General features: G+C 64.5%; 20 protein-coding genes. 13 read left to right on the top strand and 7 right to left on the bottom strand.

Annotated elements, in window-relative coordinates:
* Nucleotides 1-31: 31 nt before the first annotated feature.
* The 4 genes from EUA94_RS19560 to EUA94_RS19545 all read right to left on the bottom strand — a co-directional run bounded on the left by EUA94_RS19560 (nt 32) and on the right by EUA94_RS19545 (nt 5,157).
* A complete protein-coding gene (locus EUA94_RS19560; RefSeq protein ID WP_129428528.1) occupies nt 32-1,351 on the bottom strand; it encodes an ABC transporter permease subunit in 1,320 nt (439 codons plus the stop codon).
* 187 nt (nt 1,352-1,538) lie between these two features.
* The gene (locus EUA94_RS19555) at nt 1,539-2,477 is read right to left on the bottom strand and encodes an ABC transporter permease (RefSeq protein ID WP_091201921.1); all 939 of its coding nucleotides are present in this window, start codon (nt 2,475-2,477) and stop codon (nt 1,539-1,541) included.
* Nucleotides 2,474-3,478 (bottom strand): alpha/beta hydrolase, encoded by a 1,005-nt coding sequence (locus EUA94_RS19550; RefSeq protein ID WP_091201919.1) that lies wholly within the window; start codon nt 3,476-3,478, stop codon nt 2,474-2,476. Before EUA94_RS19550 ends, EUA94_RS19555 begins: the two co-directional genes overlap by 4 nt.
* Nucleotides 3,479-3,561: 83 nt before the next feature.
* Nucleotides 3,562-5,157: an ABC transporter substrate-binding protein gene (locus EUA94_RS19545; protein WP_091201917.1), complete on the bottom strand. Its 1,596-nt coding sequence runs from the start codon at nt 5,155-5,157 to the stop codon at nt 3,562-3,564.
* A 428-nt stretch (nt 5,158-5,585) separates the two neighbouring features.
* On the opposite strand from EUA94_RS19545, the gene EUA94_RS19540 reads away from it, so the two are divergent.
* The 10 genes from EUA94_RS19540 (at nt 5,586) to EUA94_RS19495 (ending at nt 17,298) form a co-directional block, all read left to right on the top strand.
* Complete coding sequence (locus tag EUA94_RS19540; protein WP_091201915.1) at nt 5,586-7,139, top strand: CocE/NonD family hydrolase; 1,554 nt, start codon at nt 5,586-5,588, stop codon at nt 7,137-7,139.
* Between the two features lie 65 nt (nt 7,140-7,204).
* Nucleotides 7,205-8,149, top strand: coding sequence for a glycoside hydrolase family protein (locus EUA94_RS19535; protein WP_198554434.1), 945 nt, complete (start codon nt 7,205-7,207; stop codon nt 8,147-8,149).
* A gap of 127 nt (nt 8,150-8,276) precedes the next feature.
* Nucleotides 8,277-9,272, top strand: coding sequence for a LacI family DNA-binding transcriptional regulator (locus tag EUA94_RS19530; RefSeq protein WP_165357054.1), 996 nt, complete (start codon nt 8,277-8,279; stop codon nt 9,270-9,272).
* Nucleotides 9,273-9,798: 526 nt separating this feature from the next.
* Nucleotides 9,799-10,971: an acyl-CoA dehydrogenase family protein gene (locus EUA94_RS19525; protein ID WP_091201909.1), complete on the top strand. Its 1,173-nt coding sequence runs from the start codon at nt 9,799-9,801 to the stop codon at nt 10,969-10,971.
* A 52-nt stretch (nt 10,972-11,023) separates the two neighbouring features.
* Nucleotides 11,024-11,518 (top strand): MaoC family dehydratase, encoded by a 495-nt coding sequence (locus EUA94_RS19520; protein ID WP_091201907.1) that lies wholly within the window; start codon nt 11,024-11,026, stop codon nt 11,516-11,518.
* Nucleotides 11,511-12,356, top strand: coding sequence for an HpcH/HpaI aldolase/citrate lyase family protein (locus EUA94_RS19515; RefSeq protein ID WP_091201906.1), 846 nt, complete (start codon nt 11,511-11,513; stop codon nt 12,354-12,356). Before EUA94_RS19520 ends, EUA94_RS19515 begins: the two co-directional genes overlap by 8 nt.
* Nucleotides 12,349-13,890, top strand: a complete 1,542-nt coding sequence (locus tag EUA94_RS19510; protein ID WP_443678033.1) for a carboxyl transferase domain-containing protein — start codon at nt 12,349-12,351, stop codon at nt 13,888-13,890. The genes EUA94_RS19515 and EUA94_RS19510 overlap by 8 nt, the downstream gene beginning before the upstream one ends.
* On the top strand, nt 13,890-15,761 hold the full coding sequence (locus tag EUA94_RS19505; RefSeq protein ID WP_091201902.1) for an acetyl/propionyl/methylcrotonyl-CoA carboxylase subunit alpha: 1,872 nt from the start codon (nt 13,890-13,892) through the stop codon (nt 15,759-15,761). Before EUA94_RS19510 ends, EUA94_RS19505 begins: the two co-directional genes overlap by 1 nt.
* Before the next feature lie 2 nt (nt 15,762-15,763).
* Complete coding sequence (locus tag EUA94_RS19500) at nt 15,764-16,606, top strand: CoA transferase subunit A (protein ID WP_091201900.1); 843 nt, start codon at nt 15,764-15,766, stop codon at nt 16,604-16,606.
* Nucleotides 16,607-16,611: 5 nt separating this feature from the next.
* Nucleotides 16,612-17,298: a 3-oxoacid CoA-transferase subunit B gene (locus EUA94_RS19495; RefSeq protein WP_091201898.1), complete on the top strand. Its 687-nt coding sequence runs from the start codon at nt 16,612-16,614 to the stop codon at nt 17,296-17,298.
* Nucleotides 17,299-17,585: 287 nt separating this feature from the next.
* Here EUA94_RS19495 and EUA94_RS19490 read toward each other — a convergent pair whose 3' ends face one another.
* Complete coding sequence (locus EUA94_RS19490; protein ID WP_129428527.1) at nt 17,586-18,443, bottom strand: helix-turn-helix transcriptional regulator; 858 nt, start codon at nt 18,441-18,443, stop codon at nt 17,586-17,588.
* 119 nt (nt 18,444-18,562) lie between these two features.
* On the opposite strand from EUA94_RS19490, the gene EUA94_RS19485 reads away from it, so the two are divergent.
* The 3 genes from EUA94_RS19485 to EUA94_RS19475 all read left to right on the top strand — a co-directional run bounded on the left by EUA94_RS19485 (nt 18,563) and on the right by EUA94_RS19475 (nt 22,630).
* Nucleotides 18,563-20,185: an AMP-binding protein gene (locus EUA94_RS19485; protein ID WP_091201894.1), complete on the top strand. Its 1,623-nt coding sequence runs from the start codon at nt 18,563-18,565 to the stop codon at nt 20,183-20,185.
* 2 nt (nt 20,186-20,187) lie between these two features.
* A complete protein-coding gene (locus tag EUA94_RS19480; protein ID WP_175507471.1) occupies nt 20,188-21,006 on the top strand; it encodes a TIGR03084 family metal-binding protein in 819 nt (272 codons plus the stop codon).
* A 112-nt stretch (nt 21,007-21,118) separates the two neighbouring features.
* Nucleotides 21,119-22,630, top strand: coding sequence for a PucR family transcriptional regulator (locus EUA94_RS19475; protein ID WP_165357052.1), 1,512 nt, complete (start codon nt 21,119-21,121; stop codon nt 22,628-22,630).
* Nucleotides 22,631-22,768: 138 nt separating this feature from the next.
* Here the strand turns inward: EUA94_RS19475 and purU are convergent, their stop codons facing one another.
* Both purU and EUA94_RS19465 read right to left on the bottom strand, forming a co-directional pair.
* Nucleotides 22,769-23,626 carry a formyltetrahydrofolate deformylase gene (gene purU / locus EUA94_RS19470; protein ID WP_198554435.1) on the bottom strand — a complete coding sequence of 286 codons (858 nt, stop codon included), beginning with the start codon at nt 23,624-23,626 and terminating at the stop codon, nt 22,769-22,771.
* Entirely contained in the window at nt 23,626-26,076 is a 2,451-nt protein-coding gene (locus EUA94_RS19465; RefSeq protein ID WP_091201890.1) for a GcvT family protein, read from the bottom strand. Before EUA94_RS19465 ends, purU begins: the two co-directional genes overlap by 1 nt.
* Between the last annotated feature and the right edge of the window lie 206 nt (nt 26,077-26,282).

The raw sequence follows: 26,282 nt of genomic DNA, 5'->3' as shown, positions 1-26,282 counted from the left end.
AGCCACATCCCATCCGGAGGTTCTCACTCGTTCAACCAGGCTCGCCGCTACCAATGTCGTGGCCGGGTACAGCTAGGGCGATGGCGATGCTGATCCGCTGGGCCATACCGCCTGAGATCTGGTGCGGGTACGACTTCAGCACCCGTTGCGGATCGGCAATGTGAACCTGGGACAAAAGCTCAAGGGCACGCTCACGCCGCGCCGCTGACGAGCCGACACCCCGGAGCTTCAGGACTTCGTTCAGGTGGCTGCCGACGGTGTGCACAGGATCGAGCGCGGCCATCGGGTCCTGGGAGATGTACCCCAGCCCCGAGCCGCGGATCCGTCGGTAGGCGGCCTCGCCGCCGGCCACGAGGTCGGTGCCGTCGAAGTACACTCCACCCCCAGCGATGCGAATGCCGCCGGGTGTCAGTCCCAATACCGCCAGGGCGGTGATGCTCTTGCCGCAGCCGGATTCTCCGACGAGCCCGACTGTCTCACCTGCGGCGAGGTCGAAGCTGATGTCAGTGATCAGCGGCACCCCTGACGTGGTGTGCACGTGGAGTTCGCGCACGCTCAGCACGTAGTCCGATGGGTCCGGTAGCGCTGCGGAGGTGGCGGTGCTGGTTCTGGGCGAGGCAGCCTCCCGCGATGCCTTAGCCGTGGCGACCGCGTCGGTGTCGGCCGAGGCGTCGCGGACGGCGTCGCCGAGGAAGCCCAAGGCGAGCACGGTGAGAGTGATGGCTACCCCGGGCGGAATGAGGAGCCACTGCGACTGGGTGATGACGGTGGACGCCTCACCCATGATGGCTCCCCAGGTGGGCCGATCGGGGTCGAGCAGACCGAGGAAACTGAGACCGGCCTGGAAGAGCAGCGCGACGCCACCGAAGAGCGAAGCCTGCACGACAACGGGACCCCGGATTCGGCGCAGCACGTGGGTACGCATGATGCGCAATTGAGAGACACCTGAGACCTTGGCGGCTGTCACGAATAGCTCGTCGCGTACCGCTGCGGACGCAGCTCGCACCACACGGATGAGGCCCGGCGCACCCAGCACTCCGAGTGAGGCCATGGCGGCGACGGGACGACCCGCTGAGACCACGATGACGACCAGCACGATGATGATGGGCGGAATGGAGAGGGCGAGATCCGCGACCCTGGAAATCACTTGGTCTGCCAGGCCCCCGCGGTAGCCGGCGATCACCCCGAGCGGAATCCCGAGAGCCAAGAAGACGATAAGGGCTTGCGCCGCACCGGATGCCGTAGGCGAAATGCCGTAGAGCATGCGGCTGAGCACGTCGCGCCCGAGGGTGTCCGTGCCCAACCAGTGCTCGGCCGACGGCCCCTGAAGCACCCTTGTCAGGTCCTGCAACCCCACTGGGTAGGGCGCGCGAGCTGTTCGGCGAAGACGCCTGCCAGCACGACAAGGCCAAGGAACACGAGCGCAAGAGTTGCCACAGGACTCCGCAGTAGTCCTGGTTTGCTTGTTCCGCGAGCGCGGCGCGAGGTGAGCAGCTCACTTTCGGGACCAATGGGCGAAACAATGGCTGGAGACGTTGTCATGACACACGCACCCGGGGATTGAAAAAGGCGTAAGCGAGGTCGACCAAGAGGTTGACCGCGATGACAATGACGGTGAAATAGATGACCACTCCTTGGATGAGTGGCAGGTCTCCAGCGGCTGTTGCTGTCACAGCGGTGCCCCCGAGGCCAGGTAGGGCAAAAATCTGCTCGATCAGCACGGCACCGGTGAGCGCACCTATGAAGGTGAGTCCCACGATCGTCAGGATGGGTACAGCCGCGTTCTTAAGTGCGTGCCGGGCGATGATGGCTCTCTCCGGTACGCCAGCGGCGCGCAGCGTGCGCACGAAGGGCCGCTGCATGGCATCTGAGACTGCGTCCCGGGTCACTTTGGCGACGGAGGCTGTGGCTGGAACCGCGAGTGTCACGACCGGAAGGAAGAGGCTGGCCATCCACTGGGACGGGGACTGCCCCAGTGGCGTGTATCCGAGCGCCGGAAAGGCTGCCACCTTGACCGCCAAGAGCACGACGAGGACCAGAGCCAACCAGAAGGTGGGCACGGCGAAGCCGATCAGGCTGGCCGCGTCGACGGTTCGACCGAGCCAGCCACCGCGGGCACCCAGGACTCCAAGGGTGACACCGACGACAGCCGCGACCACAGTCGCGCCGATGATGAGCGACATCGTCGCCCCCAGGCGGGCGTTCAGCTGTTCGGTCACCGCCTGCTGATTGATGAGAGAGGTGCCTAGATCACCGTTTATCGCGGATCCGAGCCAGTCGATGTACTGCGTCCACACGGGACGATCGAGTCCGAGTTCCGTGCGTACTTGGGCCACCTGCTCAGGCGTCGCGTTGCGGCCGGCGATAGACCGCGCGGCGTCGCCCGGGACGAGGGCCACCAGCAGGAACGTGGCAGCTGAGACGACGAGGAGAAGGGGGACCGCGGCCACCACCCTGCGCACCAGGAAACGGGTCATGGCGCTGACCTCCGGCTTCTCATGGGCGCGTCAACTGGGCTCGCGTACTCCCGGACCAGCTTATTCAGCGCGGCCGCTACTTCACTGGCCGCGCGGTCGGCGACGGACGACTGTCCAGTCATATCCAGGCACCCGTGGATGAGTCCCGGCAGCTCGATGAGCTGGACTGGCACTCCGGCAGCGCGCAGAGCGTCGGCGTAGCCGTTGCCCTCGTCGCGAAGCGGATCGCAGCCCGCTGTGACCACGATCGTGGGCGGAGCGGCCGCAAGTTCTGTGGACAGCCCCGGGGAGACACGCGGGTCCGTACGGTCTTGTGCCCGTGGGGCGTACGCCTGTACAGCGATCTCGAGTGCGTTGGGCTCTAGCCCGAAACCTTCCTTGTACTCCGCGCGCGACGGCAGGCCAGGCGGTTCCGCGTCAAGACGCACGGCCGGGTAGACCAACACTTGGCCCCCCAGTACGTCCTTCAAGTCTGGCTCGAGGGCGATCACAGCCGCGATGTTCCCGCCTGCACTGTCGCCGCCGACGAGGACTGGGCCCGGGAGCTCTCGCGACCGTACCTTTTTGGCCACCCAATTCACTGCGTTGCGTGCGTCGTCCACGGCAGCGGGCCACGGGTGCTCGGGTGCCAGCCGGTAGTCGACGGACACCACGACAAGACCTGCCCTGGCACACAGGGCACGCGCAACGACGTCAGCCGTTTCGAGGCTTCCAGTCATCCAGCCACCGCCGTGCAGCCACACGAGCGTGCCCTGCCCGTACGCATCTGGTCGGTAGATGCGAGAAGCTACGCGGGCGCCCTCTTCGTCCTCGAGACCAATGTCCTCAACGTCCGAAACCCGGTCGCGAACGGCTGGAGGGGTCATCCACTGCACCCCCTCCTCGTGCTGTCGACGCAGCTGCGCCAGAAGGCCTTGCATGTCTGTGGTTTGCTCGTCCGCGCGTGGGCTGCGCGCGCGCTGCTCCTCGAGCACTCGCGCCATGTCAGCATCGAGGGTCATGTCGTCCTGCCTTTTCGCAAGGTTGGCTCATTGGCGGTGGTGGACTGGCGAGCCGGCTGTGCCGGCTCGCCAGTCCATATGTGTCAGCCGCGACGCAGTTCCGTGAAGTGAGGGACGGCAGAGTTCAGCGCCGTCGCTTCGAGCCCCTTGAAGCCGTCCGCGACGTAGTAGCCGAGGGGCGTGCCAAGCACGGGCAGCGCCCATCCCTGGTCGACCAGGCGTTGGTTGATCGCCTGCTCCAGCTCGCCCGCTTCCTCGCTCGGGGTCGCAAAGTACGTGGCGTAGAGCTTGTCCAGCTCAGAATCGGAGTAGTGCGCCGGATTGAACGGCCCCTGAGGATTGATGAAACCCGCATACAAGCTATTCGCGTCGTTGAGTCCGTAGCCCAGAGCAATGGCCGGGTACTCGTTGCTCAGCATCGCCTGCAGGTAGTCGTTCGGCGTGGGCTTGCTGGTAATTTCGAGCGTCACTCCTACCTTGGCGAGTTCACCGGCGATAGCCTCAGTGATCTTGTCCAAACCGCTGAACGGGGTGGTGAGGGTCTTCAGCGTGAACCCGTCCGGGTATCCCGCCTCAGCCAGAAGTTGGCGGGCCTTGTCCGGGTCGTAGGCCATCTCCTCCTCGAGCTCCGGCAGGAACCCCGGGGTGTCGGGAAGCGCGAATTGAGACAGGGCGAGGCTCTCGTCGCCGAGCAGTCCTTGCGCGATGGCTTTGCGGTCCACAGCCATCTGAAGGGCCTGACGGACTCGGACGTCTCCCATGGGTTCGCTGAGCTCCCCGGTTCGATCCGTGAAGTTGAGACCCACGAGCGTCTGCGGCGCCGAGACCACGTTGATGCCATCCGACTTCGCTGTCTGCAGCGTGGTGATGTCCGCAGAGGCCGCCTGGATTTGTCCGGACTTCAACGCCTGCAGCATCGAGGAGGCGTTGGCGATGATCTTGACCACGACCTTGTCGAACTGGATGGCGTCCTGGTCGTAATAGTTTGGGTTTTTCTCAAACGTGTAGTGATCCCCAGTGACCGTCTCGCCCGGGACGGCCGTGTACTGGCCGGCGCCAGCGGTGCCCGTGTTGAGAGTGTCTGGGTCCTTGATCGCCTTGGGGCTGATGACGTTGCCTGCACCGAAGGCCTGGGCAAAGTAGAAGCTGAAGCCGGGGTCGCTCCGACCCAAGGTCAGACGCACTGTCAGGGGGTCAGTCACCTCCATCGACTCGACGGAGCCCAGCAGCAGACCGGCGCTGCTGCTCTGCTTCTTCTCGTAGGTGAAGAAGGTTTTCAAGGCCTCCGCGTCGAGGGTCTCGCCGTCACTGAACTGCAGGTCCTCGCGCAGGGTGACCTCGTACACCTTGTTCTCGTCGTCGGTGTAACCGAACTTGTCGGCGAGTCCGGAGGAGTACGTGCCGTCGGGCTCGAGGACCACAAGGGGCTCGTAGGCCCACTGGTACAAGGGGTTGTACGCGGGGTCGCCGAGTGCCGGGTTGAGGGTGGGCGGCGCGCCGATGATGCCGAAGGTGAACGTGCCGCCCTTGCCGGAGTCGTCGCCCCCAGTGTCGGCATCGTTCGTACTGTTGCTGCACGCCGCCAGTGCGGCGCACAGGATGACTGCCAGGGTTGCGGCCGCGTTGCGACGCCAACGGCTGCGAGTGCTGATTCGGTCGTGAACTTGAAGCATGGTCATGTCCCATCTGAGGTGTGACGTGGCTCAGGTGCGACTGCGGAGTCGCCCTCACGTGTGCTGCGCATCACTTACACGTGTAACCAGAGTGTGCGCAGCGTCACGTCAGTTCGTCAATCCCCATGTGACGTAGATCACTTACACGTGTCAAACCAGCAGGACTCGCGACTGCGATGAAAACGTAGTGCAGTCCATTGACACGAGTAACCATCGCACCCACACTCTGTTGCGCAGGGGCACGTTCACCGTGCCTAAGCGCACAATCGAACGCTGGCAGCAGCGAGGAGCAGCCCGTGCCACAGAGAAGCTTCGACGACCGAAACTACGGAGCCCCGCCGAGGTACCGGAGCGTGTACCCGCTCTTGAGCCGAGCGCTCCGGCTACCCGGTGCCTCTGGGCACGCGAGGCGTGAAACGGATCTAGAAATCCCCATGCGGGACGGCACCATCCTCTTAGCGGACCACCTAGCGCCGACCGGGACAGCCAAAGGAACGATCCTCGTGCGCTCCCCGTACGGGTGGAACTTCCTTACCACGGCAATCTTCGGAAGCTTCTTCGCCCGCAACGGCTACCACGTCGTCCTGGCCCGGACGCGAGGCACTTTCGGGTCCGGCGGGAAATTCGAGCCCGTCGTCCATGAGGAATCAGACGGCGCAGACACGGCGGCATGGCTGCGGCAACAGCCCTGGTTCGCCGGCAACCTAGCCACACTGGGGGGGTCCTACTTCGGCTTCACACAGTGGGCGCTGCTGATGGACCCGCCGCCGGAGCTTGTCACCTCCGTCATTTGGGCAGGTCCAGCCGACTTCAGGCGAGCCCTGTACGCCCAAGGCGCGTTCAACCTTGAGCTAGCCCTGACATGGAGCGAGCAGCTCGCACATCAGGAAGACTTCTCAACGTTGCGCTCAATGGTCCGGGGTTCGCGCGTCGAGCGCCGTGTCACGCCCGCACTTTCGACCCTGCCCCTAAAGGAGGCGGCGGACGAGATCACGGGACACCGCTGGTCCTGGTTTAGCGAGTGGGCGACCCGGCGCGATCCGGACGACTCGTTCTGGTCCAGTTACAACGTAAACAGTGCGCTAGACCGGGTCTCCACTCCCGTGATGCTCGCCGGCGGATGGCAGGACCTCTTCATAACCGACACCCTCGAGCAGTACCAACACTTGCGTCGCCGAGGTGTCGATGTGGCTATGACGGTGGGTCCCTGGACTCACGGTGAGATGGGCACCAAAGGGGTGGCCCGCTTGTTGGGCGAGGCTTTGGACTGGTTGGACAAACACATGATCGGAGCTACCTCGTCGCGTCCCAGCCCAGTGAGCATCTGCGTCGCCGGGGACAACACGTGGCGCAATCTGGAAGCGTGGCCGCCTCCGACGACCGCACACGTTGTGCACCCGCACGCAGACGGAGCCTTGGCGCTCACGCCAGCGGCCGCCGGCGAAGGCGCCACGTTCTGCTATGACCCATCGGACCCGACCCCCGCTCTGGGCGGCAGGATGCTCACGCCGTCTCGCTCGGGTTACCAGGACGACAGTGCCCTTGCGATGCGCGATGACACGGTCTCGTTCACTGGCGCGCCCCTGGACTCGGCCCTCGAAGTCATCGGAACACCGTACCTCGAGGTCAACCACACGAGCGACAACCCACACTGCGACCTCTTCGTCCGGGTGAGTGACGTGTCACCCGACGGCAAATCACGCAACGTCACCGATGGATTCGTCCGATTGGACCGACTCCCCAACCATCCGTTGGTCCTTCACCTCGACCCCACGGCCTACCGCTTCGAGGTTGGCCACCGACTACGCCTCCACATGGCAGGAGGGGCCTTTCCCCACTACGAGCGACACCTAGGCACCGCTGAGTCGCTCGGATCAAGCACCACGCTGGTGGCCACCCACCACACCATCGATCTTGCATCGGCCCGCCTCGTCCTGCCCGCCGTCCCGAGCAAGCCCGGCGGGTCCGACGACTCCCACGTTGCATAATCGTGGCACCCTGAAGGGGATTACTTGTGCTCAGACTTCCGTCTTCTTGGACCTGGGACTTCTGGTTGATCCGAGACGAGTCGACCTACCATCTGTTCTTTTTAAAAGCATCGCGCGCCCTGCATGATCCCGACCGTCGGCATCTGCGCGCAACCATCGGGCACGCGATCAGCGAAGACCTTCGCTCATGGACGGAAGTCGCGGACGCACTCGTCCCATCCGACGCTCCGGCAGCAGACGACCTCGCCGTTTGGACGGGTTCGGTCATCCGGGACGACCAAGGCGGATGGTGGATGTTCTACACCGGCGTGGCCCGGCGCGAGCACGGTCTCGTCCAAAAGATCCTGGCCGCCACCTCGACCGACCTGATGACATGGCACAAACGTCCCGGCCTGGTGCTCGAGGCCGATGCCCGTTGGTACGAGAAACTCGATGACGACGGGTGGCACGAGGAGGCGTTCCGCGACCCTTGGGTTGCGCGCACCTCTACCGACGGACCCTGGCAGATGCTGATCACGGCGCGCGACAAGGACGGAGCGCCCGACAATCGAGGCGTGGTGGGGGTCGCAACCTCTTCCGACCTGAGGAGCTGGCAACAACAAGCCCCGCTCACTCTGCCCGGCGCCGGCTTCGGACACCTCGAAGTGCTCCAAGCTGAGGTCGTCAACGGCCGAGCAGTCCTCATCTTCTCGTGTCCCACAGCAGCCCTGAGCGGTGAACGCCGCGCGAGGGGCCAACGGGGCGGGATTTGGTACGCGCTCACTGACGGCAAGCAAGCCTTCAATATCGACGAAGCACGGCGCCTGACCAACGAGACGGTCTACAGCGGTCGCCTCATACAAGATCCGACGACGGCATGGTCCCTGCTGGCCTTCCGCAACCTGGACGAGAGCGGTGCCTTCGTCGGGGAGCTCGCTGATCCTGTCCGGGTCGCCTGGTCCAACGACGGCGCGCGCCTAGAGCTGATCGACGCCCCGGACGACTGGTTGCCACAACGCCAGCAGCGGTAATTCACGTACGCGTGTCCTCAGCGAGGCGCTGCCCCTCGGCAACATGTCGCGGAGCAGAATGAGCACGAATCCACTCAGCCACCGGGCTCGAACCGGCGCCCACCCACCTCGACCGAAAGAAGTTTCCGTGTCCAAGACCGCCCCGACCAGCGCCGACGTGGCGCGGGAGGCCGGCGTGTCGCGCGCGACGGTGAGCTACGTACTAAACAATCGCAGCGATGTGCGGATCACCCCCGCCACCCGCGAGCAGGTCCTTCTGGCGGCCCGTCAGCTCGGCTACCAGCCGTCCCCTGCGGCCCGGGCTCTACGCGCCGGCCGCGGTGACGTTGTGCTCTTCCTCCTCCCGGACTGGGACACGACGGGTGAGCTCGGCCATTTTCTAGAGGAAGTTGGAACTCTGATTTCCAAGGAAGGCTTCGTCTGCTTGAGGTACGAGGGACCACAATGGCACGGACACCTGGGGTCGCTGCTGGGCAAGGTGACTGCGGCCGCCGTGGTCACCTTTTCTCCCTTGTCTGACGCTGACAGGGATGCGATGGCGATGTCCACCATCCCCGAGGTCCGCGCCTGGCTACTGGACGGACCCGAAGGACACACCGTACGCATCGATCAAGCGACCGTCGTGCAGCTCCAGCTCGACAGGCTCATCGCCCGTGGCTACCGCAGAATGATCTACGCGGTCATCCGCGACCCGCGCAACCAGCGATTCATCGACGCACGTGTCAGGGCGTTCCGAAACCTCACCGTCGCCGCCGGCATCGGTGACGCAGATGTTGTGGTTCTCGACGGCGAACTTGACGGGTTCGTAGACGCGCTGACCGCGGCGCGAGCAGTGAACGAGTCCCGCATCGGAGTCTGCGCCTGGAACGACATGACCGCCGTCGGCATCCTGAGTGCCGCTCAAACCCTGGGGATCTCCGTTCCCGAGGATTTAGGCGTCATTGGCGTTGACGACACACCTATCGCTTCGCTCACCGCACCTCCGTTAAGCAGCGTCCGGTTCGACTTAACCCAGGACGCGGCCGTCATTGCGGCGAACGTGGCCGAGACGCTCGGCGTGGGCAGCAAACAGCCTGCAATCACTAGCGCACCCGTGACACTCATCGCGCGCGCGTCCGACTGAACAGAGCAACGGCAGAGCGCAACCCGAAGCCTCGCGCAACGCGAGTAGCCCCCACACGAATCGGCCCCATCGGCTGCTAGCTGTGCCAGCAACTGGCCCGGGTGCTTGCGCGGCACTGGACACCCTCGTTGCGCCTTCTTCTGAATCAAACAAAGTGTCGGAGAAGGCCGATAGCGACACTAGGGCTGCAAACCGTGCACGCCCGCAGCCCTGGATGGAGTCCGAAACCATGACGGATCGACAGCCGCCCCCCGGACGAGCGTCTTGGGCAACGCCAGCGAAGACCGGTTGGTCCGTGGTTCAGTCCGCCATACGTGTGCTTTGCCAGGACTGCGGAGAACGACTTGAACGTTGCGCGGGTTGCTCAGAAAACCGATGCCTAACGTGCGAGCCATACCTCTCGGACGACTGCCGATGGGTCCTATGAGTGGCGGCGCTGAGCACGCGGTGCGCTGATGAGGTGAAACGCAGCAGTGACCTCCGAACGGAGGTTAGCGATCGTTAACCTCCTGGCTACGGTTCGGGTATGTCCTTCGAGTTGTCCCGCGAGCACGAAGATTTCCGTCAGAGCGTGCGCGAGTTCGCGCAGGCTGAGATTGCGCCTCACGCCGCGCGCTGGGATCGAGAGCGCCACTTCCCAGTAGATGTGGTGCAGACGATGGGCAGACTTGGCCTCTTCGGCCTGACCGCTCCCGAAGAGTACGGCGGTGCGGGAGAAGACGGCGACTTCACCAGTCTGTGTCTTGCGATCGAAGAACTCGGCCGAGTCGACCAATCGATAGGCGTCACCCTGCAGGGCGCAGTCGGTCTAGGCATCAACCCGATCCTGACTTACGGGACCGCCGAACAAAAGGACCAGTGGCTCCCCGACCTGGTCGCTGGGAACACGCTGGCAGGGTTCGGGCTGACCGAGCCGGGCGCGGGATCCGACGCTGGCGCCACCAAGACCAAAGCCGAGTTGCGTGACGGCCAGTGGGTGGTCAACGGCTCCAAGCAGTTCATCACCAACTCAGGCTCCGACATCACCAGCCTGGTGACGGTCACAGCGCGTACGGGGACACGCGATGACGGATCCGCAGAAATCTCGGCCATCATGTTGCCCACTAAGACTCCAGGTTTCGTGGCGGAAAAGGCCTACGACAAGCTTGGTTGGCACGCCTCTGACACGCACCCCCTTTCGTTCCAAGACGTCCGCGTACCCGCAGACCACCTGTTGGGTGACCAGGGCCGCGGGTACGCCCAGTTCCTTGCGACACTCGACGACGGCAGGGTCGCCATCTCCGCCCTGAGTGTCGGCTGCATTCAAGCGTGTCTCGACATGTCGCTGCAGTACGCCGGGGAGAGACAGACCTTCGGAGGCCCGATCGGCCGCAAGCAGGGCGTCGCGTTCCAGATTGCCGACCTCGAAGTCATGCTGCAGGCAAGCCGCATGCTGACCTACCGCGCGGCAGCCATGAAGGATGCTGGAGCGCCCTATGGCGAGTTCAAGCAGGCCGCCTCGGTCGCCAAGGTTTACGCCACTGAGTCAGCCGTCACCGCGACCCGGATCGCTACCCAGGTCTTCGGCGGCTACGGGTTCATGGAGGAGTACCCGGTCACTCGCTTCTACCGCGACGCGAAGGTGCTGGAGATCGGCGAAGGCACTTCGGAGGTTCAGCGCATGCTCATTGCGCGCGGTCTGGGTCTCCCTGTCGAGTAGGGCGAGTGGACTCTCCCTTGAACTGGCGCATTACGCACAACGAGGAGCAGGGATGACACAGGACGACGCGGGTCGACGAGTGGTGCTTCAGCGTGGACTTTGGTTCGAGGAGTTCGAGGTGGGCACCACCTATGAGCATCGACCTGGGCGCACCGTCACCGAGGCGGACAATGTCCTCTTCACGACGTTGACGATGAACACGCAACCACTCCACCTCGACGCGGCGGCTAGCGCTGAGATCGGCCCTTTCAACGAGAGGCTGGTCAACTCCATGTTCACGTTCTCGACCTTGGTCGGCCTATCTGTAGCCCAATTGACCCTGGGCACGATCGTGGCAAACCTGGGCTTCACGGAAGTTTCCTTCCCGGCGCCGGTGCGTATTGGAGACACGCTCTACGCGGAGACGAAGATCCTGAACAAGCGCCCCTCTGCCAAACGCACCGGCGAAGGCATAGTGGAGCTGGCCCACACCGCCCGGAACCACAAGGGCGAGGTCGTGGCGCTTGCGACTCGCAGCACGTTGGTCCGGATGATCCCCGATGAGTGAATGGCGGCCCGGCCCAGCCTGGTTGTTCTGCCCGGCAAGTCGCCCCGACCGTTATCGGAAGGCGCTCAGCCTAGCCGACGTCGTCATCCTGGATCTTGAGGATGCCGTGGCCCCAGAGGACAAGGCTGCGGCTCGGATTCAAGTCCAGCTCCTGGCAGACGCTGGCGCCCTTGCGGTCGATCGGACCGTGCTGCGACTGAACGCTGCCGGCACTGCCGATCATGCCGCAGACGTCAAGCTGGCAGCAGCGGCGGGCGTGCGCGTGGTGATGCTCGCCAAGACTGAGAAGCCGGAAGACATCCTCGCGCTCGACCACGACGTCATAGCGCTCGCCGAAACCCCGCGTGGTGTCGAGTCCGTGGCTTCGCTCGCTGCGCCGGACAACGTCGTGGCCGTGATGTGGGGCGCCGACGACCTCGTCGCCGGGCTGGGCGGAGTCAGCAGCAGGCATCCTGACGGGACCTACCGGGACACCGCTAATTACGCACGACAACGAGTCCTGATCACTGCAAAAGCCCACGGACGCTTGGCCCTCGACGGGGTGCACATGGACATATCGGACCTCGACGGGCTTGCAGCAGAGTGTGAGGACGCCGTCGCTGTCGGATTCGATGCCAGCGTGGCCATCCACCCGTCCCAGGTTGACGTCATCCGGGCCTCGTACGCCCCTTCCGCGGACGCGCTGGCGTGGGCGCAGCGACTCCTTGCCCATGTTGGCGGCTCCCGGGGCGTCGCCACTTTCGAGGGTCGGATGGTGGACGGCCCCATCTTCAAGCAGGCCGAGCGGGTGCTGCGGCGCGCAGCTTTGGCGGGACAAGCAGAAGATGACCATGAGTGAAGCCCGCACGATGCACGAACTGGTCGCCGACCTCAGGGAACGGCTGTCGGTCGTTCGTCAAGGCGGCAGCGAGACTGCCCGGACCAAGCACGCCGACCGCGGCAAGCTGCTCGTGCGTGTCCGCATCGACCGCCTGCTCGACCCCGGCAGCCCGTTCCTCGAGCTGAGCTCGCTCGCCGCCAATGGAATGTACGGCGGCGAAGTGCCTAGCGCAGGGGTCGTCACTGGCATCGGTCGGGTGCAGGGCCGCGAAGTTGTCGTCGTAGCCAACGACGCGACCGTCAAGGGAGGCACCTACTACCCAATGACGGTGAAGAAGCACCTTCGCGCGCAGGCTGTGGCCTCCGAGAACCGCCTCCCTTGCATCTATCTCGTCGACTCCGGGGGCGGCTTCCTGCCCCTGCAGGACGAGGTCTTTCCGGACCGGGAGCACTTCGGCCGGATTTTTTACAACCAGGCCAACCTGTCGGCCCGCGGCATCCCCCAGATCTCCTCGGTGATGGGGTCTTGCACCGCCGGAGGCGCCTACATCCCCGCCATGAGCGACGAGACCGTCATCGTTAAGGACCAAGGCACGATTTTCCTCGGCGGTCCACCGCTGGTGAAGGCCGCGACCGGTGAAGTGGTCACCGCCGAAGACCTCGGTGGCGGCGATGTCCACGCCCGCAAGTCCGGCGTCGTCGACCACCTGGCCGACGACGACGCCCACGCCATCGCCATCGTCCGCAGCATTGTGGAGACCCTGCGACCCGTTGCGGGCGCGCCGTGGGAAGTCCGCGAGCCCGAGGAGCCCGCGCTCGACCCCGTGACCCTCTATGACGTCGTCCCCACTGACACCCGAACTCCGTACGACGTCCGCGACGTCATCCGGCGCATCGTCGACGGCAGTCGCTTTCATGAGTTCAAGGCCCTGTACGCGGAGACGCTAGTGACCGGCTTTGCCCACGTGTGGGGTCACCCGGTCGGCATCGTCGCCAACAACGGCATCCTCTTCAGCGAATCGGCACGAAAGGGCGCGCACTTCATCGAGCTCTGCAACCAACGCGGGATTCCCATTGTCTTCCTGCAGAACATCACCGGCTTCATGGTCGGGCGCGAGTACGAGAACAATGGGATCGCACGTGACGGCGCCAAGCTCGTCACCGCCGTGGCGTGCAGCGTCGTTCCAAAGTTCACCGTGGTCATCGGCGGCTCTTTCGGCGCCGGAAACTACGGCATGTGCGGGCGCGCCTACGACCCGCGCTTCATGTGGATGTGGCCCAACGCACGCATCTCGGTGATGGGCGGCGAGCAGGCCGCCTCGGTGCTTGCCACCGTCCGCCCTGACCTCCATACCGACGAACAGGTCGAAGCCTTCAAGGCGCCGATCCGCGAACAGTACGAGACCCAGGGCTCGCCCTACTACGCCACTGCCCGCCTGTGGGACGACGGCGTCATCGACCCCGCCGACACCCGCCGCGTGCTCGGCATGGGCCTCGCGGCCGCCGCCAACGCCCCCATCGCGGCCCCCAGCTACGGCATCTGGAGGATGTGATGACCACCATCAAGACGCTGCTCGTCGCCAATCGCGGAGAGATTGCGCTGCGCGTGTTCCGAACAGCATCGCGCCTCGGCATCCGCACCGTCGCGGTCTTCACAGACCTTGACGCAGCCGCCCCCCACGTGCGTGCCGCCGACGACGCGATCCGCGTGGACAGCTACCTCGACGTGGCCGCCGTGGTTGCCGCCGCACGCGCCGTCGGCGCGGACGCTGTCCACCCTGGTTACGGCTTCCTGTCCGAACGCGCGACCTTCGCGGCCGCCCTGGAGGACGCCGGTGTGCGGTTGGTCGGGCCGAGCTCGACGATCATGGAGCAGATGGGTCGCAAGGACGCAGCTCGTGAAATAGCCCTCGCAGCCGGTGTGCCGGTGGTTCCCCGTGGCGAGGACGCAGGCTTCCCCGTGCTGGTCAAGGCCGCAGCAGGCGGGGGCGGAAAAGGCATGCGGGTCGTGCGCGACGAGGCCGATCTCCCCGAGGCCACCGCAGCCGCGAAGCGCGAAGCCAAGGCCGCCTTCGGCGACGACACCATGCTCATCGAGAAGTACGTCGAGCACGGCCGACACATCGAGGTCCAAGTCATGGGCGACGCCCAAGGAAACGTCCTGCACTTTTTCGAAAGGGACTGCTCCACCCAGCGCCGGCACCAGAAGGTCCTCGAGGAGGCCCCTGCACCGACCCTGGATGAGTCCACGCGTCAGCAGGTACGACAAGCAGCGGTCAACCTCGCAGCGCATGTCGGCTACACGAACGCCGGCACCGTTGAGTTCCTGCTGGACAATGCCACCGGCGAGTTCTACTTCCTCGAGATGAACACGCGCCTCCAGGTCGAGCACCCCGTCACAGAGGCAATCACGGGTCTCGACCTTGTGGAGCTGCAACTGCGGATTGCCAGCGGCGAGCCCCTGGGCCTCACACAGGACGACATCCACCTCGACGGTCACGCCATCGAGGCCCGGGTCTACGCCGAGGACTCCTTCGGCGGATTCTTGCCTCAGGCTGGCGCCGCGTCCATCGTGCGTTGGCCGACCGGCCGACCCGGTATCCGCGTGGACCACGCCCTCGAGTCGAACCAAGTAGTCTCGACGTCCTTCGACCCCATGCTTGGCAAGGTGATCGCGCACGGCCCCGACCGCGAGAGCGCCCGCCTAGCTCTGGTCGGGGCGCTGGACGCCACATCGATCCTTGGCCTGACCACGAACGCGGGATTCCTCCGCGCCCTCGTCGACTCCGTGGAGTTCCGCGACGCCACCATCGACACCGCTTGGCTCGACACCGCGGAGGTCCCGGAACCCTCGAACCAACTCCCTCGAGCGCTTGTTGCATGGGCATCCGCCACCAAGATCGCCGTCGGCGGGCCACATCCCTTTCAGCCGGACGGCTTTCGACTCGCCGCGTATCCGGCGCCGATCCTGGTCGAGCTGGACCAGCCAATCATGGTGGATGTCGGCGCGGGCACGGTCGACGGACGGGCCGTGCAAACCCTTTCTTTGCACTCCCACGGCCACGACCTGGACCTGCTCGTGGATGGTCGGCGCGTGCGCGTGGTAGTTGATGTGCGAGCGGGATTGCTCGAGATCGCCTGGCAGGGACATCGGCACGTATTCGTCGCCCCCGACCGCCTTGCCGGTTCGGTGCCAGTCGGGGACGGCATCATCAATGCCCCCATGCCTGGCACAGTCCTGGATGTCCGTGTCGTGCATGGGGAGCACGTCGATACCGGAGCGGTGCTAGGGGTCATGGAGGCCATGAAGATGGAGCTGAGCCTCAGAGCTCCGTTCGCAGGCACCATCTCAAGTGTCGATGCGATGGTGGGAGCGCAAGTACCTCTCGGTGCTGCGCTCTTCGTGGTCCTCGAGGAGGAGTAGTCATGGACAAGGTTGTGAAGAACGCCCACACTGCCGTGGCTGACATTCCGGACGGTGCGAGGCTCGCGGTTGGCGGTTTCGGACTGTGCGGCATTCCGTCGGTCCTCATCGAGGCGGTGCTGGAGGCCGGCACGACCGACCTGGAGGCGGTCTCGAACAACTGCGGGGTGGACGAGTGGGGCCTCGGTCGGCTGCTGTTCGCGAAGCGGCTGCGGCGGATGATCTCGTCCTACGTCGGGGAGAACAAGGAGTTCGCCCGGCAGTACCTCTCCGGTGAGCTCGAGGTCGAGCTGACGCCGCAGGGGACCCTGGCCGAGCGGATGCGCGCGGGAGGTTCGGGCATCCCGGGCTTCTACACCGCGACCGGTGTCGGCACGCAGGTCGCCGAGGGCGGCCTGCCGTGGAAGTACGACACCGAGGGCAACGTCATCGTCGCCTCGCCGCCGAAGGAGACGCGCGTCTTCAGCACGGCCGAGGGTGAGCGGGAGTACGTCCTGGAGGAGGCCATCGTGGCCGACTTCGCGCTGGTGCGGGCCCGGAAGGGCGACCGCCACGGCAACCTCGTCTACCGCGACTCCGCGCGCAACTTCAACCCGCTCGCCGCGATGTGCGGGCGGGTCACGATCGCCGAGGTCGAGGAGCTCGTCGAGCCCGGCGAGCTCGACCCCAACGACGTACACACCCCGGGGGTCTACGTGCAGCGCGTGGTCGCGCTGACCCCGGAGCAGGCGAAGGACAAGCGGATCGAGAAGGTCACCACGCGGCCCCGACCCGAGCCCGCGAGGGCTGGTTCGGCCGGGGACGCCCTGGTCGACGACGTTGCGACGCACGGACTGGGAGGCTGATCCGGATGGCAGGGAGCACGGGCTGGACGCGTGAGGAGATGGCCGCACGGGCGGCCTCCGAGCTCAGGGACGGGTCGTACGTCAACCTCGGCATCGGCCTGCCGACGCTGGTGCCCAACTACGTCGGCGACGACGTGGAGCTGGTGCTCCAGTCGGAGAACGGCATCCTCGGGGTGGGGGCGTACCCGTTCGAGGGTGAGGAGGACCCCGACCTGATCAACGCGGGCAAGGAGACGGTGACGCTGCGCAAGGGGGCGTCGTTCTTCGACTCCGCGCAGTCGTTCGGAATGATCCGCGGTGGCAAGATCGACGCCGCGATCCTCGGCGCCATGCAGGTCTCGGCCGCGGGCGACATCGCGAACTGGATGATCCCCGGCAAGATGGTCAAGGGCATGGGCGGCGCGATGGACCTGGTCCACGGCGCCAAGCGGGTGATCGTGCTGATGGAGCACACCGCCAAGGACGGGTCGCTGAAGATCCTCGAGGAGTGCGACCTGCCCTACACCGGCAAGCGCGTCGTGCAGCGGATCATCACCGACCTGGCGGTCATCGACGTGATCGACCCCGCGACCGGTGAGGTCGCGCCGTCGGGCACCCTCGGCGACCGCGCGCTCAGGCTCGTCGAGCTCGCCCCCGGCGTCACCGAGGACGAGGTGCGGGAGAAGACGCAACCTCTTTTGGTGACACCATGATGTCCCCGCAAAGCATCTCCACCGCAGTTGCGACAGCACCCTTCTCGAGCGCACACGCAATCGACGGTCATGTCGTGAAGATGCCGGTACCGCCTGTCCACGGCAAGGAGATGGGCACCACGATCACGCTGTGTGGAAAGTCCGCGCTGTCGTGGAACAAGTTCTTGACCCTGCCATTCGAAACACTGGAGGGTGAACGGTGCCCACGATGCGCGAGCGCTGCCGAAGCACCGCCCAAATCAATGGGGCGGCGCGTCTGATCGGCGACGATTTCGGGTTGCTCAGGCCTAGCCGATCCAGCCAGCATCGCGTGCGTAGGCGATCGCTTGCACCCGGTTGGCGCATCCCAGTTTGCGCATCAGGTCTTGCAGGTACGACTTGACCGTGTTGGGGAGCAGCCCAAGATGCTCCGCTATCTGCCGATTCGTGTGCCCGCGCGCAGCCTCGACCAACACCTGCATTTCCCTGCGGGTCAACTGCGTCCCATCCGGCAGCACGGCGCCGCGACGCACGGAAGGACCACCTCCCAGTCGCTGCCGGATCAGCTCTAGCCGCGCAGCGACGGCAGGGTCGGCCAGTTCCTCAGACAGATCCCCAAGCTCCCGGACGACAGCAGCAAGCTCGGCGGCCCCCGGTCCCGACTGCGGGGGGACTTGGGTGGCCATCTGTGCCAGGCGAGCGTGCACCGCATCCTCGACGAGGATCTCGTGCTGAAGGCGCCGCCGGAGGGGATCGAGAGCGTCGAACCAGCGATCACCCAGGGAGAGCTCGGCTGTGCTGCACAGGTATACGACCGCCCGCGGCCTTCCATCGACCACGATGGGAACCGCCGCCGCCGTGACCAGGTTTTCGCTGCGCACCGCATGGTCGTAGTGGTGAGTGATACCTCTTGCGGACTCGTAGCGGGCCACGCTCGTCGGCCGCGATAGGGCCAGCGCCCTTCCCCCGAGCCCCGTGCCTGTGACTATTTCCAGGTTATTCAGCGCCTGCGTCTTCGCGCCTACAACACAAAGGATCCGGCCTGTTCCGGACTCTGGGTCGACGATGCTCCCAAACGCCAGGTTGGTCCCAGCGACGCTGCGCCACGATGGCAAGGCCGGAGCCAGACGGGTAAGTACCAACTCGATCGCCGACGGCACAGGCACGCCTCCTTCCTAGCCCAAGGTTGTGTGACAGGCGCCACGTCAAGCATGCAACATCGCGGCCTCGACCGCACCTCTGATCGGAGGTGTCTCCGCATCATGGTCGTATCTAAAGTCCAGACATGACGAACAATCCGGCCTACGAGAGCGCTCTGGGTGAGGGTCGCCTTTTGGAAGAAACCATTGGTGCCAACTTCGAGCGGACGGTCGCTGCGCACGCCGACCGAGAGGCACTCGTCGAGGTGGCCAGCAATCGACGCTGGACATGGGCCGAACTCGACGCCGATGTGAACGCCTTCGCCCGTGGACTGCTGGCCGCCGGCATCGAGAAGGGCGACCGGGTCGGCATGTGGGCACCGAACTGCGCGGAATGGACCATCGTGCAGTACGCCACGGCCAAGCTCGGCATCGTGCTGGTCAACATCAATCCCGCTTATCGAACCCACGAGTTCGCGTATGCAGTCAACCAGTCCGGGATGCGGATGCTGATCGCCGCGACCGGATTCAAGACCAGCAACTACCGTGCGATGGTTGAAGAGACCAGGAACGAGTGCCCCGCCCTCGAGAGGGTGGTGTTCCTCGACACGGCGGACTGGGCAACGCTTGTCGCAGAAGGTTCCTACGTCGGGGACAACGCGGTCGCGCAACGCCTCGAGTCGCTTGAGGCGCACGACCCCATCAACATCCAGTACACCTCAGGAACGACCGGTCGCCCCAAGGGCGCCACCTTGAGCCACCGCAACATCCTCAACAACGGCTACCTAACGACCGAGCTCATCAAACTAGGACCGGAAGATCGTCTCTGCATCCCGGTGCCCTTCTATCACTGCTTCGGCATGGTGATGGCCAACCTCGGGTGCACGTCCCACGGCACAACCATGGTGATTCCAGCGCCAGGCTTCGACCCGGAAATCACTCTGCGGACCATCGCGACAGAGCGATGCACCGCCGTGTACGGGGTCCCCACCATGTTCATCGCGATGCTGAACCACCCCACCTTCACCGACCACGACCTTTCCTCCCTGCGTACCGGCATCATGGCGGGCTCCATCTGCCCGGCGGAGGTGATGAAACGCTGCGTCGACGACATGCACATGAGCGAAGTGGCGATCGCCTACGGCATGACCGAGACATCTCCGGTGTCATGCCAGACCCGCGTCGACGACGACCTCGACCGACGCACAGCCACGATCGGGAAAGTCCACCCGCACCTAGAGATCAAGATCATCGACCCCATCTCAGGAGAGACGGTCGAGCGCGGCCAGGCGGGGGAGTTCTGCACCCGCGGCTACTCCGTGATGCTCGGCTACTGGAACGACCCCGAGAAGACTGCAGAAGCCATCGACTCCGAAGGGTGGATGCATACCGGAGACCTCGCCGAGATGCGAACGGACGGCTACTGCAACATTGTGGGTCGCATCAAAGACATGGTCATCCGCGGTGGCGAGAACATCTATCCGCGTGAGGTCGAAGACTTCCTCTACACCCACCCCAACGTTGAGGACGTTCAGGTCATCGGCGTGCCGGACGAGAAGTACGGCGAAGAACTCTGCGCCTGGATCCGGCTCAAGGCGGGCGCACCCGCACTCGACGCTGCCGGAGTTCAGGCGTTCTGCCACGGCAAGCTGGCGCACTACAAGATTCCTCGCTACGTACGAGTGGTCGAGGACTTTCCGATGACGGTGACCGGCAAGGTGCGCAAGGTGGAGATGCGCGAGACCTCTGCGCAAGAACTGGGATTGTGATCGTGACCTCTCCAGCTGCAACAGGCGTCGTCCCCTCCCTGGTGATCGACCTGCGTGACGAGGTGGCCTCGGTTTTGCCCATTCTCGACGGACTGGCACGGGCCGACTGGCAGACACCCACTCCCGCGGTGGGGTGGAACGTTCACGACCAGGTGTCGCACCTCGCTCACTTCGATCACCTGACCCGGCTCAGTATTCAGAGCCCTGTCGAGTTCGCCTCGCTCCGTGACGGCCTCACGGACCTGCAGGCCTACATTGACGGCATCGGTCGAGGCAATCAGTGGCGTGACGGAGAAGCGACCACTGCTTGGTGGCGCTCGGAGAATCGAGAGCTCCGCGACGCCGCGACCGTCGCGGAACCGTCGACGCGAGTGCCTTGGTTCGGACCGCCGATGAGCCTGGCATCCAAGCTCACGGCAAGGATTGTGGAGACCTGGGCGCACGGCCAGGACGTCGCCGACACGTTTGGCGTCACTCGCGAGCCAACCGCGCGGCTCGCACACGTGGCGCGCATCGGGGTGCTTGCCTTCGCCAACAGCTTCAGGACGCGCGGGTTGTCTGTTCCTGATGCCAACATCCGCGTTGAACTGTCGGCTCCTGACGGCTTCTCTTCGTGGTCCTGGGGACCCGAGGATGCAGATGAGTCCGTGGTCGGGGACGCGAAAGAGTTCTGCCTCGTCGTCACGCAGCGCTGCCACATCGCCGACACCGCTCTAGTGGTGAGAGGTCAGAACGCCCAGCGGTGGATGACCATCGCTCAAGCCTTCGCGGGCCAGCCGGGCGTCGGGCGGTCGCCCAACAAGACAGTACCGAAAGCTTGACAGATCATCCACGCTGCCCGACCTAGGCGTTTACCTAATTGCGTAGCTCCCTGCTCGGGGCTTCCAGAATGGACGCAGCCCCGACACCCACATGGCGTGGGACCATGTTGAAGTGCACTTCACCGTCGATTCTCTGATCGAGGACCCATTGGTCCGCACACGGCTCGTCGCCGGCGGAAGCGGGCGCAACCGGCAGGTGACGTGGGCACACACCTGCGAGGTCGAGGATCCTTGGAACTGGCTCGGCAGTGGGGACCTGTTGATGACCGACGGGTACAGCTTTCCATCTGATCCTGATGGCCAGACGGACTTTGTCCGTGAGCTCGCGCAGGCCAACATCGCGGGATTAGCCCTTGGTGAGGGTTTCGTCGCACCGCCTCTGACGAGTGAGGCCCTCAGGACAGCAGACGACCTCGGCTTCCCCATCCTGCTCACGGCTCGAAGCGTCCCGTTTGTCACGATCGCACGCCTCGTCGCAGAAGCCAACGGAGGCCAGGGGAGCTCGCGTGCCTCACGGGTGCTGCGGCTATACAACATTTTGCGCCGCACGCAGATGGCGGGTGCCGGAGACGACCTTCTCGACCTGTGCGCCGCTGAGCTGCGTGCGGACCTCAATGTGTTGGATCTCAAGCGAGGCCGTCAACTCCTACCGAGCCGCAGCGACATTCCAGAGACACTTCGCATGGAAGTGCTGGATCGTGTCGCGCGGCAGGACGGCAAGTTGTCTGCGTTCAATCGCATCAAGGACGGCCAAGTCTCCGCTCTGCTGGTGCCTATCGGCACGAACGATGCGGCTGCTCTTGTTTTGCGGACAGCTGAGACCAGAGAAGCCCCAGACCTCGTCCTGGCCCAGCATGCAGCGACTATCGCAGAATTCGAGGTCGAGCGGCGGGCTGCGCGGGCGTCGCGGGTGAGGGCTCGTGCCGCGGGACTTGCTCGAGACATGTTGAACGGGACCATCGCTCCCGAGGCGGCCGTTTCCCAGATGGCAGCGCTTGGGCTTGGTGCAGGACCGTGGCGAGTGACGGCATGGCGAGCAAGAACGGCTTCGGAGGGCCACGATCCCTCGTCCAGCCCCGTCGTGGATGCCTTGGCGTTCGTCTCGTGGCCCCATCTTTATGCCTACGTCGACGACACTCATCTCGTTGCCGTTCTGCATGAGCAGTACGAGCAGGGGCTCGACTTCGAGAACCTCGGCGCAACGCAGGGCGTCAGCCAACCGTTCTCGGCCGTTTCTCGCTTCGCGGACGCGTTCCGGGAAGCCCGATGGGCACTAGAGAGTGCTAGGCAGGCCGGAACCGATTCGGCGGTCTACGGGTCACACGGGTCCTACTTCATGCCTAACACGGTCGCAGAGGGTGAGCTCGTGGTGCGACGCCTTCTTGGCACCTTGATTCAGTACGACGACGAGCACGATGCGGAGCTGGTTCGGTCGTTGCAGGTCTACTTTGAGGCGAATCGATCATGGCAGGAAGGTGCCAAGCGCCTGGACATTCACAAGCAGACGCTCGTGTACCGAATCAAAAAGATTGAGAAACTCACGGGGGCCGACCTCCAAGACTTCGGAGTTCAGGCCGAGCTTTATCTGGCGCTGCGTACCTTGAGCCTTCTCAGGGCCGAATGAGCCACCTGCGGAGTTCACCGTCTTGCTAGTTCTCACCCAAGACAATGTGTGCTCCCGCCGCAGCGTTCACGGCGTCCGGGTACCAGTCCGTTTCACCGTTTGGGGGATCCCACTCGGGCGGGATCGTCCACCTGTAGCTCATCGGAAAACCACTGTTCTCGTGCCATTCATCAAGACCTTGTGCTCAGCGTGCGCCATCACAGCTCGTGCCAGAGCGAGGGCTTCCAGGTCTCGACCGACGGCGGTCAGGTCGGCTGCCGAGTGCAAGTGATCGACGCGAATGAAGTCCTGCTCGATGATTGGCCCCTCATCCAGGTCACCTGTCACGTAGTGGGCCGTCGCGCCAATGACCTTCACCCCACGTGCGTGCGCCTGAAAATACGGGCGAGCACCCTTGAAGCTAGGCAGCAAGCTGTGATGGATGTTGATGGCTCGGCCGGCAAGATCCTTACAGAGCTCGTTGGAGAGGATCTGCATGTATCGGGCAAGGATGACCGACTCGGCGTCATAGGACGACACCAGCTTCCGTAGCTCCGTCTCCGCCCAGTTCTTGGTCTCGGGCGTGACCGGGACGTGGTGAAAGGGAATGCCATGCCACTCCACCAGCTCTCGGAGGTCGTCGTGGTTGGAGACCACAGCAACAACGTCGGCTTGCATCGAGCCAGTCCGGACGCGGTGCAGCAGGTCGTTGAGGCAATGACCCTGCCGCGAGACCATGACGAGCACCCGATGTTTGTGACGGGGATCATGGATCGCCCAATCTGCCTTAAGGACCTCGCCAACGGACTCACCGAACTCAGCTCGGACCTGATGAAAGTCGATGGGCCGGTCTGGGAGAAGTGCCGCGTGGACCCTCATGAAAAAGAGGTTGGTCTCCTCATCACCGAACTGCTGGCTGTCGCGGATGGTGAAACCCCGGTCAGCCAGGAAGCCTCCCACCATGGCTACGATTCCCTGCCTGTCGCTGCAGGCGAGGGTCAGGATCAGATCGTGCATCAGCTCTTGGGCCTTTCGGACTTGGGGTCGTACATAGGGCTGAGAGACGCCCGGGCCGGTACTCGTCGCCCACCCACTTCGATCTCGTACGGCTGCGCCTCGAACCAACCGCGGGGGACGATCTCAGGAGCTTGGACCCAGCCGAGCGCCACAGCACCGCCAAGGGCGTGTCCGTACTGGGCTGATGCCACTCGTCCGACCAGGTGGCCCTCTCGATAGATCGGCTCGTCGTGGAAGAGGAGGGCATTGGTGTCTTCCAGCAGGAACTGCACGAGACGTCGGTCAACGCCCTCGCTCTTTACCTTCAAGAGGGCCTCTCGGCCAACGAACCCAGACGGCTTGTCCCACTTCACGGTGAACGACAGGCCGGCCTCAGTCGGGTTGTCAGCGGCGGAGATGTCGTGGCCCCAGCTGCGGTAGGCCTTCTCGAGCCGCAACGAGTTCATGGCGTGATATCCGACGGGCGACAGCCCGTGCGGTGGTCCAGCATCTTGAAGCACATCCCAGATGTGGCGGGCACTCTCAGCCGGAATGAGGAGTTCCCATCCCAGTTCGCCGACGTAGGTCACTCGGGTGGCACGCACGTAAGTCAGGCCGAGGTCGATCTCACGCGACGCACCGAAGGGAAAGTTTTCGTTGGACAGATCGGCGTCGGTCAACGGCGCGAGCAGGTCGCGTGCGAGCGGTCCCATCACCGCGAGCATGGCCAAACTGCCACTTATGTCCGCGACGGTGCAGTACTCATCCCCGCGGATGTGCCGCCGAAGGTGCGCACAATCGCGGTTGATCGTGGCAGGCCCCGACAACACGAGAAACTGGTCGTCAGCAATGCGCGTAATCGTGACGTCGGCCTCGATGCCGGCGTGCTCGTTGAGCCACTGCGTATAAGTGATACGACCTACCGAGGTGTCAACGTTATTCACCGAGAGGCGGTTGAGAACGTGGACCGCATCTCGACCCTGGACGAGGAGCTTTCCGAAGGACGATGTGTCGATCATGCCAACGGACTCACGGACGGCACGGTGTTCCCGCGCCGAGTGGTCGAACCAGTTGGGACGGTCGAATGAGTACTCATAGCGGCGTTCGATGCCAGCCGGCGCGTACCAGTTCGCCCGCTCCCACCCGGCGAGCTCGCCGAACACCGCGCCCGCCTGTGACGTCGGCTCGTAGAGCGGACTCATCCGCAGCGGTCGGGCGGAGGAGCGCTGCTGGAACGGCCAATGAATCTCGTATGCAAGATCCAACGACTCGACGACCCGCTTTTCTAAGAAGCGACGATTCGTCTCATGGCGCTGGACGCGACCCAGATCAGTCTCGGGAAGGTCCACCGGGCTGCGCCCGTCGACGATCCAGTCCGCCAAGACCGAGCCGGCGCCGGGTCCAGACAAGAAGCCGACAGAGTTGAAGCCCGCAGCAACGAAGAAGTTGCGCAAGTTTGGAGCCTCGCCAAGGTGGTACTGCCCATCAGGGGTGAAGCTCTCGGGTCCGCAGAAGTGCAGTCTGATGCCTGCATCGGCGAGGATCGGGACACGTTCGATCATCTTCTCGTAGAACTGTCCCAAGTGATCCCAGTCCTCGGGGAGCTGGATGTAGCCATCCGTCACCGGGATCCCACGCGATGCCCAGGGGTAGCTGCCCGGCTCGAAGAAGCCGACCATCAGTGCGCCAGCCTCGTCCTTGACGTAGGAGTACTCGTCACCACTCTTAACAGTGGGCAGGTTTCGCGGGAGGTCCGGAATCGCCTCGGTCACGACGTAGTAGTGGGCCAGCGCTTGGAGTGGAACTTCTACGCCCGCCATCGCACCGAGTTCCCGCCCCCACATACCGCCCGCGTTTACGACGTACTCGGCCTCGATGTCGCCCATGGTCGTGCTAACGCCGGTGACCCGTCCACCAGCTGTCTGCACGTCCGTCACGACGGCTCCTTCGATAATCCGCACACCTCTCTGAGCAGCCCCTCGCGCCAACGAGATGGTCGTGTCCGTGGCACTGCCCCGCCCATCCTCGGGGAAGTGCAGGCTGCCGTGGAGCCCGTCAGGGTTCAGGAGAGGGTGCAGCTCCAGAGTGCGGTCCGTGTCGAGCAGCTGGACATCAATGCCGTTGCCGCGCACGACACTGGCGAGGTGCTTCATTTCCTCAAGCCGGTCGGCGGACGTCGCCAAGTTGATGGTTCCGGTTTTGACGAAGCCCGTCGAGAATCCGGTGTCCTCCTCCAGTGTCCGAAACACTTCGAGGCTTCTCTGCACGACCTCACGCGTTCCCCAGCTACCCCGCGCCTGGGTCACGAGACCGGCTGCGTGCCAGGTCGTACCTGATGTCAATGTGTTGCGCTCGAGGAGGACTACGTCGGTCCACCCCCGACGAGCGAGGTGATAGGCGGTGCTGGTCCCGATAATGCCCCCGCCCACGATCACGACCTGCGCCCGGCCAGGCAGTTGCTGGGTTCCCATGAAGCCACCTTTCGTTACGCGCACGGTGCCGCACCAAAACGCCGCTCGCCATGCGTCGGTGCATCGACACGAGGCACCACGGCTGTGCCATCGAACAATGGTGCAAACGCGTCGAATCAGGAACGGTGAACCATGCTCGTGCCGGGTCGCGCCGGTAACTCGGCACGCGGGAACAGGGCGCAGCGCGCCTTCATCCTTGATTGCTG

Source organism: Nocardioides zhouii, from assembly GCF_004137345.1.
GTDB classification, from domain to species: Bacteria; Actinomycetota; Actinomycetes; order Propionibacteriales; family Nocardioidaceae; genus Nocardioides; species Nocardioides zhouii.
The sequence above is the reverse complement of the archived record's forward strand: the minus strand, read 5'-3'. Positions and strand labels throughout refer to the sequence as shown.